Here is a 12,177-nt window from a genome sequence, read left to right as displayed (position 1 = left end):
GCGGCAAGCCGCCCCTTGCCTCGGCGGGTATAATGCGGCGAGGCACACAACATACAGAGCAGCAATTGAAACGCATCGCATTAGGAGTCCAGTACGACGGCACGGCCTGGCAAGGCTACCAGACCCAACCCTGCGGCAACACCGTGCAGGACCAGCTGGAGCAGGCGATCGAACGCTTCGCCACCGTGCCGCTGGCCACCACCTGCGCCGGCCGCACCGACGCCGGGGTCCATGCGCTGGGCCAGGTGGTGCACTTCGACACCGAACTGAACCGCGAAATGCATGCCTGGGTGCGCGGCATCAACGCCTTCCTGCCGGACTCCATCGGCGTGCGCTGGGCCAAGGAACTGCACCAGGTGGTGCCCTACGACCCGGCCGCAGCGGCGGACTCGCCGCCGCCGCACACCGCGCAGGACTTCCACGCCCGCTTCAGCGCGCGTTCCCGCACTTACCACTACCTGCTGCACAACCACCAGGTGCGCTCGCCGCTGCTGGCCGGCCGCGCCGGGTTCACGCACCGCCCGCTGGACGTGGAGCGCATGCGCGCCGCCGTGCCCGCGCTGATCGGCGAACACGACTTCACCACGTTCCGCGCCGCGCACTGCCAGGCCAAGACGCCGGTCAAGCAGATGCACGAGATCCGCATCGAGCGGCATGGCGACCTGATCGTGTTCACCTTGCGCGCCAGCGCCTTCCTGCACCACATGGTGCGCAACCTGGTGGGCTCGCTGGTCTACATCGGCGCCGGGCGCGAGGAGCCGGAATGGCTGGGCCGGCTGCTGGCGCTGAAGGACCGTTCCAAGGCCGCGCCCACGTTCATGCCCGACGGCCTGTACCTGGCCGACATCGAATACGACGCCAAGTGGGAACTGCCGCAAGAGCGTGCGCGCCCGCTGCCGTGGTTCTAAAAGGATAAGCCCATGCACCGTACCCGCATCAAGATTTGCGGCCTGACCCGCGAGCAAGACGTGGCCGCCGTGGTCGCCGCCGGCGCCGACGCCGCCGGTTTCGTGTTCTACGACAAGAGCCCGCGCTATGTCACGCCGCAGCGCGCCGCCGAATTGATCGCGGGCCTGCCGCCCTTCGTCACCGCCACCGGCCTGTTTGTCAACGCCACGCCGGAGCAGGTGGCCGAGGCGGTGCGCATCGCCCCGGTGGGCTTGCTGCAGTTCCACGGCGATGAGACGGCCGGGCAGTGCGCGGCCGCCGCCGAATTGGCAAACCGCCCCTATTTGCGGGTATTTCGCGTCAAACCCGACACTACGCCGGACGATTTGCTAGAATACGAAACACAATGCCGCGCATCCAGCAGGCTGTTTTCGGGCCTGTTGCTCGATACCTGGGTGGATGCCTACGGCGGCGCAGGAAAGGTTTTCGATTGGTCACTCGTTCCAAAAGATCTCGCGCATCGGGCCGTTTTGAGTGGTGGCTTGAGCGTACTCAACGCGACTGGCGCGGTGGCTCAGCTACGCCCCTACGCGGTTGACATCAGCAGTGGTGTCGAAGCGTCCAAGGGCATAAAAGACGCCCACCAGATCGCCGCCTTCGTGCGCGCGGTGCGTGCGGCCGATGCCACCTTTGAGAGAGATCCGCACCATGAAAGACCAAGTTCCTAACGCCCTGTTTCACGCCCACGATTACCATCTGCCGGACGCCAAGGGCCATTTCGGCCCGTACGGCGGCGCCTTCGCGGCCGAAACCCTGACCTTTGCGCTGGCCGAGCTGAACGCCGCCTACGAGCACTACAGCAAAGATCCCATCTTCCTCGACGAGTTCCGCTACGAGCTGAAGCACTTCGTCGGCCGTCCATCGCCGATCTACCACGCCAAGCGCTGGTCCGGGCAGGCCGGCGGCGCGCAGATCTACTTCAAGCGCGAAGACTTGAACCACACCGGTGCGCACAAGATCAACAACGTGATCGGGCAGGCGCTGCTGGCGCGCCGCATGGGCAAGCAGCGCATCATCGCCGAAACCGGCGCCGGCCAGCACGGCGTGGCCACGGCCACCATCTGCGCCCGTTTCGGGCTGGAATGCGTGGTCTACATGGGCAGCGAGGATGTCAAGCGCCAGGCCCAGAACGTGTACCGCATGAAGCTGCTGGGCGCCACCGTGGTGCCGGTGGAGTCCGGCTCCAAGACGCTGAAGGACGCGCTCAACGAAGCCATGCGCGACTGGGTCACCAACATTGAAAACACCTTCTACATCATCGGCACCGTGGCCGGCCCGCACCCGTACCCGATGCTGGTGCGCGACTTCCAGTCGGTGATCGGCGAAGAGTGCCTGGTGCAGATGCCGGAAATGACCGGCCGCCAGCCGGACTACGTGGTGGCCTGCATCGGCGGCGGCTCCAACGCCATGGGCATCTTCTACCCGTATATCGACCAGCAGCAGGTGCAGCTGGTGGGCGTGGAAGCGGCGGGCGAGGGGCTGGACAGCGGCAAGCACGCGGCCTCGCTGACCAAGGGCTATCGGGGTGTGTTGCACGGCAACCGCACCTATCTGCTGCAGGACCAGAACGGCCAGATCATCGAGACCCATTCCGTGTCGGCCGGGCTGGACTATCCGGGCGTGGGGCCGGAGCACGCCTACCTGAAGGATAGCGGGCGCGCGCAGTACGTGTCGATCACGGACGAGGAAGCGCTGCAGGCCTTCCACGACTGTTGCCACATCGAAGGCATCATCCCGGCGCTGGAATCGTCGCACGCGCTGGCTTACGCGGCCAAGCTGGCGGCCACGCTGCCGAAGGACAAGATCGTGCTGGCCAACCTGTCGGGCCGTGGTGACAAGGACATGCATACGGTAGCGGAGCGCATGGGGTTGAAGTTCGGCTAATGCCGGCTCGCCTTGTCCACGCTCACTACTTATAAGGAAATAACTATGTCCCGTATTGCATCCACTTTCGCCGCCCTGAAAGAACAGAAAAAAACCGCCCTGGTCACCTTTATCACCGCAGGCGACCCCGGCCCGGATGAAACCGTGCCGCTGATGCACGCCCTGGTGGCCGGCGGCGCCGACATCCTGGAGCTCGGCGTGCCGTTCTCCGACCCCATGGCCGAAGGCCCGGTGATCCAGCGCGCCTGCGAACGCGCGCTGGTGTTCGGCGTCGGCATCCGCGACTGCTTCGACTATGTACGCGAGTTCCGCCTGACCAACCAGACCACGCCGGTGGTGCTGATGGGCTATGCCAACCCGATCGAGCGCATCGGCCAGCAAAGCTTCATCGCGCAGTCGCTGGAAGCAGGCGCGGACGGCGCCATCGTGGTCGACTATCCGCCCGAGGAATGCGAGGACTTCGCCGCGCGGATGCGGGCGGCCGGGCTGGACCTGATCTTCCTGCTGGCGCCCACCTCGACCGAGGAGCGCATCGCCCAGGTGGCCAAGGTGGGTGGCGGCTTCAGTTACTATGTGTCGCTGAAAGGCGTGACCGGCGCCGGCAATATCGACACCGTGGAAGTGGCCGAGCGCCTGCAAGGCATCCGCAAGCATGTGCAGCTGCCGATCGGGGTCGGCTTCGGTATCCGCGACGGCGCCACCGCCCGGGCCGTGGCCGAGGTGGCGGACGCCGTCGTGATCGGCAGCCGCGTGATCCAGGAGATCGAGAACGCGCCGCAAGGCGGCGCGGCGGCTGCTGTTCAAGCCTTCGTTGCGGGCATCCGCACGGCGCTGGACGCCTGAAAATATCACGATCGTGCGCAAAGTTGTCCGGGTGTAAAGTTCGACAGTGGCGGCTAAAACGGCTACACTGCCGCCACTGAATTGTGCATTAGGAGAAATATATGAGCTGGTTGGAAAAATTGCTGCCACCGCGCATCCAGCGTTCCGAAGCTGCCGCACGCAAGACCATGCCCGAAGGCCTGTGGGTGAAATGCCCGTCGTGCGAAGCCGTTCTGTACCGTACCGACCTGGAATCGAACCTGCACGTGTGCCCCAAGTGCGACCACCACATGCGCATCCGCGCCCGCGAGCGCCTGGACGGCCTGCTGGACGCGGGCGGCCGCTATGAAATCGGCCAGGAAACGCTGCCGGTCGACACGCTCAAGTTCAAGGACAGCAAAAAGTACCCTGACCGCCTGAAGCAGGCCATGGAAGCGACCGGCGAGACCGATGCGCTGATCGTCATGGGCGGCGCCATCATGAGCCTGCCGGTCGTGGTGGCGTGCTTCGAGTTCGAATTCATGGGCGGCTCCATGGGTTCCGTGGTCGGCGAGCGCTTTGCGCGCGGCGCCCAGGTGGCCCTGGAACAGAAAGTGCCGTTCATTTGCATCACCGCCACCGGCGGAGCGCGCATGCAGGAAGGCCTGCTGTCGCTGATGCAGATGGCGAAAACAACTTCCATGCTGACCAAGCTGTCCGAGAAGAAGCTGCCGTTCATCTCGGTGCTGACCGATCCGACCATGGGCGGCGTGTCCGCCTCCTTCGCCTTCATGGGCGACGTGGTGATCGCCGAGCCGAAAGCGCTGATCGGCTTTGCCGGCCCGCGCGTGATCGAGAACACCGTGCGCGAGAAGCTGCCAGAAGGCTTCCAGCGCGCCGAGTTCCTGGTGCAGAAGGGCGCCGTCGACATGATCGTCGACCGCCGCAAGATGCGCGAAGAAATCGCCCGCCTGCTGGCGCTGCTGCAAAGCCAGGCTGTCGAAGTACTGGCCTAAGAAACACCCGGGGCAGGGTCCAGCGGACCCGCCCCACCTCCCGCCTGGAATGCCTCCCCGATGTCTACTCTCCCGACTACTCTGCCCGAATGGCTCGCGCTGATCGAATCGCGCCACGCCGTCACTGAAATCAACATGGGCCTGGACCGCGTGCGCGCCGTCAAGGAACGCATGGCGCTGGCCTTCAGCTGCCCGGTCATCATGGTGGCCGGCACCAACGGCAAGGGTTCCACTTGCGCCATGCTGGAATCGATCCTGCTGCGCGCCGGCTACAAAGTGGGCTTGTACATCAAGCCGCACTTCCTGGACTTCAACGAGCGCGCGCGCGTCAATGGCGACCTGGCCAGCGATGCGGCTCTGGTGGCCAGCTTCAACGTGGTGGAGGCCGCGCGCGGCGACACCATGCTGACCTATTTCGAGTTCACCACGCTGGCCATCATGCACCTGCTGGCCAACGCCGGACTGGACGTGGCGATCCTGGAGGTGGGCCTGGGCGGCCGCCTGGACGCGGTCAACGTGATCGACGCCGACGTGTCCATCGTCACCAGCGTGGATATCGACCATACCGACTACCTGGGCGACAACCGCGAGCAGATCGGCTACGAGAAGGCCGGCATTTTCCGCTCCGGCAAGCCGGCCATCTGCAGCGACCCGGTGCCGCCGAAGTCGCTGATCGACTACGCCGAGGGCATCGGCGCCGACCTGTGGCTGATGGGGCGCGATTTCAACTATTCCGGCGACAAGCAGCAGTGGAACTACGGCGGCCGCTCGCAGCGCCGCAACTCGCTGGCATACCCCAGCCTGCGCGGCGCCAACCAGCTGCTGAACGCGTCGGCCGTGCTGGCCGCGCTGGAAGCGCTGAAGATTGCGCTGCCGGTGGGCGCGCAGGAAGTGCGCACCGGTCTGGTGACGGTGGAATTGCCGGGTCGCTTCCAGGTGCTGCCGGGCCGCCCGACCGTGATCCTGGACGTGGCGCACAATCCGCACGCCGCGTCCGCGCTGAACCAGAACCTGGGCAATATGGGCTACCACCCGTACACCTTCGCGGTGTTCGGCTCGATGCACGACAAGGATATCGACGGCGTCATCAAGGCCATGTCCGAACACGTGGACCATTGGTGCCTGACCACGCTGCCGTCGCCGCGTTCGGCGAGCGGCTCCGAACTGGCCGCCAAGGTGCAGCTGATCCAGGAAGACAAGCCGGAACGCACGGTGCATATATTCGACGATCCGGCACAAGCTTTTGCAAATGCGATGAGTCGTGCCAGCGAGAATGATAGAATTGTGGTCTTCGGATCTTTCCTGACCGTTGCCGGCGTCATGGCAGCGCGAAAATCCGCACTTCACTGACATCACCGACTGAAATCACGCATGGGCTTGTTCTCGAAACTCAGTAAAAACAAGCAGGAAGCCGCTGGCCAGGACAGCGGCTATTACACCAGCGCAGCCGACACGGCCGCGCTGGAGCGGGCCAAATCCAAGCGTGCCAGCGCCGCCGACCGCAACACCGACGGCGTGCGCCGCCAGCGCGACAAGGATGGCGCTGCCGATCCGGTCTTGCCTGAAAAGAAACGCGCTCGCCGCCGCCTGGTGGGCGCGATCGCGCTGGCGCTGGCGGTTGCCGTCGGCTTGCCGATGCTGCTGGACTCCGAGCCCAAGCCGCTGGCGTCGGACATCGCGATCCAGATTCCTGCCAAGGATAAGCCGGCCGACACCGTGCCGGCGGCCGCCGCTGCCACCGGAGCCGCGGCGCAGCCGTCCGCCGTGAATGCCGCCGACGCGCTCGACAAGAGCGAGGAAATTGTCAAGGAAGCACTGCCCGCCAAGCCGGCTGCCGCCGCCACCCCTGCCCATCCTGTCGCGATGCGCGCCCCGGTTGCCCCCGTCACCGCGCCGGTGGCCGCCGCCGCACCGCAGGTGACCGAGCTGAAACCGCATGCCGAGCTGGCCAAGCCGCCGAAGGACAGCGTCAAGGAAAGCCTGAAGGAAAGCAGCCGCGCCGCTGAAGCCAAGCTGGAAGCGGAAGCCAAGGCCAAAATGGAGGCGAAAGCCAAGGCCGACGCCAAGGCCAAGGCCGAGGAAATCCGGCACGCCAAGGCCGAGGCGGACGCCAAGGCCAAAGCGGAGCATGACGCCAAGCGCGCCAAGGCGGAAGCCGATGCCAAGCACCCGGACGCCAAGCCGAAAACGGAAGACGCCGCGCGCGCCATGGCCATCCTGGAAGACAAGCCGTCGGACACCAAATATCTGGTGCAGGTGGCTGCCGTGGCGACGCAGGAAAAAGTGGACGAGCTGCAAGGCAAGCTGAAGGAAGCCGGCATCAAGTCCTTTACGCAGAAGGTGACCACCGCCAGCGGCGCCTTGACCCGTATCCGCGTCGGCCCGTTCCCCAACAAAGAGGAAGCCGAAAAAGTGCGCGCCAAGCTGAGCAAGATCGGCCTGAGCAGCTCCCTGGCCACCTCCTGAGCTGATGCTGGGCTGACGTGACGCTATTCGATTACCTGGTGATATTCGTGCTGATCGCCTCCGTTGTCATCAGCACCCTGCGCGGCCTGGTCAAGGAAATGATTTCATTGGCCAGCTGGATCGTTGCCTTCGTGGTGGCCAACGCCTATGGCGCGGATCTGGCAAAGTTGTTGCCGGAACTGGTGCCGGGCGAGGTGGTGCGCCTGATCCTGGCCTTTATCGTGCTGTTCATCGGCGTGCGCATCCTGATGGGGCTGCTGGGCATGGCAGTCGATGCGTTGATCAAAGCAGGTGGCTTGAGCCTGGCGGACCGGGGCCTGGGCGGCCTGTTCGGCCTGGGGCGTGGCCTTGTAATCGTGCTGGCCGCCGTCATCTTGTGCGGGATGACCACGATACCGCAGCAGGATTTCTGGAAGAACGCGCTATTGAGTCCGCTCGCGGAGACCGGGGCGCGCACCGTGAAACCTTTCCTGCCCGCTGCCTTCGCGCAGCATGTGCAATTTTAGAATTCTTTAAATCCGTAGTACCAGTCCAGGAGCACTACCATGTGTGGCATCGTCGGCGTCGTATCCCATCAACCCGTCAACCAAATGCTGTATGACGCCTTGCTGCTGCTGCAGCATCGCGGCCAGGACGCGGCGGGCATCGCGACCAATCACAGCAGCATGTTTTCCATGCACAAGGCCAATGGCCTGGTGCGTGACGTTTTCCGCACCCGCAATATGCGTTCGCTGCAAGGCAATTCGGGTATCGGCCACTGCCGCTATCCGACCGCCGGCTCGTCCAGCGAAGAAGAAGCGCAGCCGTTCTATGTCAACGCGCCGTTCGGCATCACGCTGGCGCACAACGGCAACTTGACCAACTGGGAACAGCTGAAGCTGGAAATGTTCAAGAACGACCGCCGCCACATCAACACGGACTCCGATTCGGAAGTGCTGCTGAACGTGCTGGCGCATGAAATCCAGACCGCCACCACCGGCCTGAACCTGGACCCGGACGCGATCTTCAAGGCCGTCACCGTGCTGCACCGCCGCGTCAAGGGCGGCTACGCCGCCGTGGCGCAGATCGCCGGCGTCGGCTTGCTGGCCTTCCGCGATCCGAACGGCATCCGTCCGCTGTGCCTGGGCATCAACGAAACCGAGCAGGGCACCGAGTACCTGATCGCTTCCGAATCGGTGGCGCTGGAAGGCATGGGCTTCCGCTTCGTGCGCGACGTGGAGCCGGGCGAGGCCATCTTCATCGACGCCGATAAGCAGCTGCACGCGCGCCAGTGCGCCGACAATCCGCAGCTCAATCCTTGCGTGTTCGAATTCGTCTACCTGGCCCGTCCGGACTCCGTGATCGACGGCGCCTCGGTGTACGCCACGCGCCTGAAAATGGGCGAGTACCTGGCCGACAAGATCAAGCGCGAAATCCCGGACGGCGAAATCGATGTGGTCATGCCGATTCCCGACTCCTCACGTCCGGCTGCGATCCAGCTGGCGCTGCGCCTGGGCGTGGAATACCGCGAAGGCTTCATCAAGAACCGCTACATCGGCCGCACCTTCATCATGCCGGGCCAGGCCGCGCGCAAAAAGTCCGTGCGCCAGAAGCTTAACGCGATTCCGCACGAGTTCAAGGGCAAGAACGTGCTGCTGGTGGACGACTCCATCGTACGCGGCACCACTTCGCGCGAGATCGTGCAGATGGCGCGCGACTCCGGCGCCAAGAAGGTGATCTTCGCTTCGGCTGCGCCGCCGGTGATCTATCCGAACGTATACGGCATCGACATGCCCACGCGCGACGAGCTGATCGCCTACGGCCGCACCACCGAGGAAGTGTGCAAGGAAATCACCGCCGACTACCTGGTGTACCAGGACATCGACGCGCTGAAGCAATCCATCACCGACGTTAATCCGAAGCTGACCAAGTTCGAAGCGTCGTGCTTCGACGGCATCTACGTCACCGGCGACGTGTCGCCGGACTACCTGGACAAGCTGGAGTACAACCGCCACAACCCGAAACCGGCTGCGGCGGAGGATACCGGCCGGACCCAGCTGAACTTGAACGCAGCGACCGCCGAAGGGTGATGTCGCAGCCCGGCGCCTGACGGCGCCGGGCTTTTTCTTAGCCTGAGATCATGACAGAAAAGAAAAATTACGGTTTCACCACCACCATTCTGCACAACGACCGCCAGAAGGGCATCGAGCACGGCTCGCTGCACAAGCCGGTGCACACGTCGGTAGCCTTCGGCTACGGCGACGCGCGCCAGCTGGCGTCAGTATTCCAGGGCAAGGAACCGGGCTTCCGCTACGGCCGCCAGGGCAATCCCACCGTGTCGGCGCTGGAAGACAAGGTCAACAAGATGGAGCAGGGCGTGGCCACCTTGTGCTTCGCCACCGGCATGGGCGCCATCGGCGCCGTGTTCCAGGCGCTGCTGCGCGCCGGCGACCACGTGGTATCGTCGTCCTTCCTGTTCGGTAACACCAACTCGCTGTGGCAGACCGTGGCGGGCCAGGGCGTGGCGGTCGATTTCGTCGATGCCACCGATGTCGCCAATGTGGCGGCGGCGATCCAGCCGAACACTCGCATCGTATTCGTCGAGACCATCGCCAACCCGCGCACGCAGGTGGCGGACCTGAAACGGATCGGCGAGCTGTGCAAAGAGCGCGGCATTCTCTATATCGTCGACAACACCATGACCACGCCTTATCTGTTCCTGCCGAAGGCGGTGCACGCCGGCCTGGTGGTCAACGCGCTGACCAAGTCGATCTGCGGGCATGGCAATGCGCTGGGCGGCAGCCTGACCGATACTGGCGCCTACGACTGGACCCAGTTCCCCAATATCTTCGAGAATTACAAGAAGGCCGCGCCGGCGCAGTGGGGCATCACGCAGATCCGTGCCAAGGGCCTGCGCGACTTCGGCGCGTCGCTGGGCCCGGAAGCGGCGCACCACATTGCCGTTGGCGCCGAAACGCTGGCCTTGCGCATGGAGCGCACTTGCGCCAACGCCAAGGCACTGGCCGAGCTGCTGGAATCGGACGAGCGCGTGGCGGCGGTGTACTACCCGGGCTTGAAGTCGCATCCGCAGCACGCCATTTCGGCGGAGCTGTTCCGCGCGCATGGTTCGCTGCTGAGCTTTGAACTGAAGGACGGCATCGATTGCTTCGATTTCCTGAACCGGCTGAAGCTGGCAGTGCCGGCCTCCAATCTGGGCGATACCCGCACGTTGATTATCCCGGTGGCGCACACCATTTTCTACGAGATGGGCGCTGAGCGCCGGGCGTCGATGGGGATTGCGGAATCGCTGATACGCGTGTCGGTCGGCATCGAGGACACGGCGGATTTGCTGGAAGACTTCAGCTGCGCACTGGAAGCCTGCTAAGCCAGCGTTACCAGGGCTGCGCGCCTTCCATTCGATACGGATGGCGCCAGCCGGGCAGGGTGGCGATGCGCGCCAGCCAGGCTTGCACGTGCGGCGGGAAGCTGACGTTAGCCTGCTCTGGCCAGTACATATAGCCGCAGATGGAAAAATCGGCCATGCTGATGTTGTCGTCGAGCAGGAAGGCGCGGCCGTCGGACAGTTCGTCGTTCAAGCATTCGATGTCGGCGTCGAAGCGCTTGCGGAACCATGGCAGCACGGTGCCGGCGTAGGCTGCCGGATCGAATTTCTGGCCGTAGCGCAAGTGCGCCATCGAGAAGCCGATGCGGTTGGCTTCCCAGAACAGCCATTCACGCACGCGCTCCAGACGCTGCTGCGTTTCGCCGCCAAACGCTTTCAAGTGTTCCGCCAGGTGCAGCAGGATGGCGTTCGACTGCACATAGGCCTGGCCGTCATGCAGCAGCAGTGGCACTTCGCCGTATTTCGCCAGGCTGCGGAAGGGCTCGGGGCGCGCGGCGCGCTCCAGGCGCAGGTCAATCTCTTCATACTCGTGCGGCACCTTGGCCACTTCCATGGCCAGCTTCACCTTGTAGCTGTGGCCGGACTCGCAATTGCCGTAGAGTTTGAATGCGCCCATGCCGCTGTCCGCCGCCAGTGCCATCAGTGCCAGCTGCGCAGCAGGCCTACCGCCAAGCCTTCCAGCGCAAACTCATCGGCTTCCGGATTGACGGTGATTACTTTGAAATCCGGATTTTCAGGAAACAACTCGATGGTCGATCCGGTCTTCTGATAGCGCTTGACCGTCACTTCGTTGCCGATGCGGGCCACGACGATCTGGCCGTTCTTGGCGCTGTCCACCTTTTTGACGGCCAGCAGGTCGCCGTCCATGATGCCGATGTCGCGCATCGATTCGCCGCGCACCTTGAGCAGGAAGTCCGGCTTGGCGGAGAACAGGGCCGGGTCCACGCTGTAGCTGGTTTCCAGGTTTTCCTGGGCCAGGATGGGCGAGCCGGCGGCCACACGGCCGATCAGCGGCAACGACATCATGCTCGACGCGGCCGCAGCGGCAGCATTCGCCACCTTGGTGGCAGCGCTTTCCGCATGCACGCCCAGCAGGCGGATGCCGCGCGAGGTGCCGGCCGCGATCTCGATGGCGCCCTTGCGCGCCAGCGCCTGCAGGTGCTCTTCGGCGGCGTTGGCCGATTTGAAGCCCAGTTCGTTCGCGATCTCGGCGCGGGTGGGCGGGAAGCCCGTATTGTCGATGGCATCCTTGATCAGATTAAGGATTTGTTCCTGGCGTGCAGTGAGCTTGATCATGGTGCTTTTTCGCTCGGAGAGCTGTGGATATAGACAGACTGTATTTTTGTACAGTGTGGGCGCTAATGCAAGGGATTTTGTTGAAGTGCGCGAAATATTTTCACTCCATCGGCTGAATTAGCTCGTTCAGGTCGGCCGCCTGCAGTATTTTGTCCTCCAGCGCTGTCAGTTCCGCTGGCCCCGCCGTGGCGAGCAATTGTTCTGCATGCGGCGTGAGCGAGCCGAATCGCAACAGCAGCAGCTTGCGTACCACCGCGCGTCTGCCTTCTTTGCGCCCCTCTTCACGCCCCTCTTCACGACCCTCTTCACGACCCTCTTCACGGCCCTCTTCACGGCCCTCTTCACGGCCCTCTTCACGGCCCTCTTCACGGCCCTCTTCACGGC

Annotated in this window: 13 protein-coding genes; 10 read left to right on the top strand and 3 right to left on the bottom strand. The window is 64.2% G+C overall.

Annotation, left to right across the window (positions count from 1 at the left end):
• Positions 1–65 precede the first annotated feature (65 nt).
• From truA to AC6H42_RS19370, 10 genes are all read left to right on the top strand, one after another.
• Positions 66–908: a tRNA pseudouridine(38-40) synthase TruA gene (gene truA / locus AC6H42_RS19415; RefSeq protein WP_057157687.1), complete on the top strand. Its 843-nt coding sequence runs from the start codon at positions 66–68 to the stop codon at positions 906–908.
• 12 nt (positions 909–920) lie between these two features.
• A complete protein-coding gene (locus AC6H42_RS19410) occupies positions 921–1,616 on the top strand; it encodes a phosphoribosylanthranilate isomerase (protein ID WP_057157688.1) in 696 nt (231 codons plus the stop codon).
• On the top strand, positions 1,597–2,832 hold the full coding sequence (trpB, locus tag AC6H42_RS19405; protein WP_497548746.1) for a tryptophan synthase subunit beta: 1,236 nt from the start codon (positions 1,597–1,599) through the stop codon (positions 2,830–2,832). Before AC6H42_RS19410 ends, trpB begins: the two co-directional genes overlap by 20 nt.
• A gap of 45 nt (positions 2,833–2,877) precedes the next feature.
• A complete protein-coding gene (trpA, locus tag AC6H42_RS19400; RefSeq protein ID WP_057157690.1) occupies positions 2,878–3,675 on the top strand; it encodes a tryptophan synthase subunit alpha in 798 nt (265 codons plus the stop codon).
• A 101-nt stretch (positions 3,676–3,776) separates the two neighbouring features.
• Positions 3,777–4,649, top strand: a complete 873-nt coding sequence (accD, locus tag AC6H42_RS19395) for an acetyl-CoA carboxylase, carboxyltransferase subunit beta (RefSeq protein WP_056394440.1) — start codon at positions 3,777–3,779, stop codon at positions 4,647–4,649.
• 60 nt (positions 4,650–4,709) lie between these two features.
• Entirely contained in the window at positions 4,710–5,999 is a 1,290-nt protein-coding gene (gene folC, locus AC6H42_RS19390) for a bifunctional tetrahydrofolate synthase/dihydrofolate synthase (RefSeq protein ID WP_497548745.1), read from the top strand.
• Positions 6,000–6,020: 21 nt separating this feature from the next.
• Entirely contained in the window at positions 6,021–7,115 is a 1,095-nt protein-coding gene (locus AC6H42_RS19385) for an SPOR domain-containing protein (protein WP_497548744.1), read from the top strand.
• A gap of 17 nt (positions 7,116–7,132) precedes the next feature.
• The gene (locus tag AC6H42_RS19380) at positions 7,133–7,621 is read left to right on the top strand and encodes a CvpA family protein (RefSeq protein ID WP_057157693.1); all 489 of its coding nucleotides are present in this window, start codon (positions 7,133–7,135) and stop codon (positions 7,619–7,621) included.
• Positions 7,622–7,660: 39 nt separating this feature from the next.
• Complete coding sequence (gene purF, locus AC6H42_RS19375; protein WP_057157694.1) at positions 7,661–9,184, top strand: amidophosphoribosyltransferase; 1,524 nt, start codon at positions 7,661–7,663, stop codon at positions 9,182–9,184.
• Between the two features lie 50 nt (positions 9,185–9,234).
• Positions 9,235–10,479: a cystathionine gamma-synthase family protein gene (locus tag AC6H42_RS19370; protein ID WP_057157695.1), complete on the top strand. Its 1,245-nt coding sequence runs from the start codon at positions 9,235–9,237 to the stop codon at positions 10,477–10,479.
• A 7-nt stretch (positions 10,480–10,486) separates the two neighbouring features.
• Here the strand turns inward: AC6H42_RS19370 and AC6H42_RS19365 are convergent, their stop codons facing one another.
• The 3 genes from AC6H42_RS19365 to AC6H42_RS19355 all read right to left on the bottom strand — a co-directional run.
• On the bottom strand, positions 10,487–11,113 hold the full coding sequence (locus AC6H42_RS19365; protein WP_497548743.1) for a glutathione S-transferase family protein: 627 nt from the start codon (positions 11,111–11,113) through the stop codon (positions 10,487–10,489).
• A 23-nt stretch (positions 11,114–11,136) separates the two neighbouring features.
• Positions 11,137–11,793, bottom strand: coding sequence for a transcriptional repressor LexA (lexA, locus tag AC6H42_RS19360; protein WP_057157696.1), 657 nt, complete (start codon positions 11,791–11,793; stop codon positions 11,137–11,139).
• A 100-nt stretch (positions 11,794–11,893) separates the two neighbouring features.
• Positions 11,894–12,177, bottom strand: a 284-nt coding sequence (locus AC6H42_RS19355; RefSeq protein ID WP_497548742.1) for a hypothetical protein, incomplete at its 5' end; no start/stop codon positions are given.

This window comes from Massilia sp. NBRC 108631 (assembly GCF_059704565.1).
Note: the sequence above shows the minus strand (reverse complement) of the source record. Positions and strands in the feature narration are given on the sequence as shown.

Coding starts and splice junctions, on each gene's coding strand:
- AC6H42_RS19410 (WP_057157688.1), top strand. CDS start 921: ATGCACCGTACCCGCATCAAGATTTGCGGCCTGACCCGCGAGCAAGAC.
- trpB (WP_497548746.1), top strand. CDS start 1,597: ATGAAAGACCAAGTTCCTAACGCCCTGTTTCACGCCCACGATTACCAT.
- trpA (WP_057157690.1), top strand. CDS start 2,878: ATGTCCCGTATTGCATCCACTTTCGCCGCCCTGAAAGAACAGAAAAAA.
- accD (WP_056394440.1), top strand. CDS start 3,777: ATGAGCTGGTTGGAAAAATTGCTGCCACCGCGCATCCAGCGTTCCGAA.
- folC (WP_497548745.1), top strand. CDS start 4,710: ATGTCTACTCTCCCGACTACTCTGCCCGAATGGCTCGCGCTGATCGAA.
- AC6H42_RS19385 (WP_497548744.1), top strand. CDS start 6,021: ATGGGCTTGTTCTCGAAACTCAGTAAAAACAAGCAGGAAGCCGCTGGC.
- purF (WP_057157694.1), top strand. CDS start 7,661: ATGTGTGGCATCGTCGGCGTCGTATCCCATCAACCCGTCAACCAAATG.
- AC6H42_RS19370 (WP_057157695.1), top strand. CDS start 9,235: ATGACAGAAAAGAAAAATTACGGTTTCACCACCACCATTCTGCACAAC.
- AC6H42_RS19365 (WP_497548743.1), bottom strand. CDS start 11,113: ATGGGCGCATTCAAACTCTACGGCAATTGCGAGTCCGGCCACAGCTAC.
- lexA (WP_057157696.1), bottom strand. CDS start 11,793: ATGATCAAGCTCACTGCACGCCAGGAACAAATCCTTAATCTGATCAAG.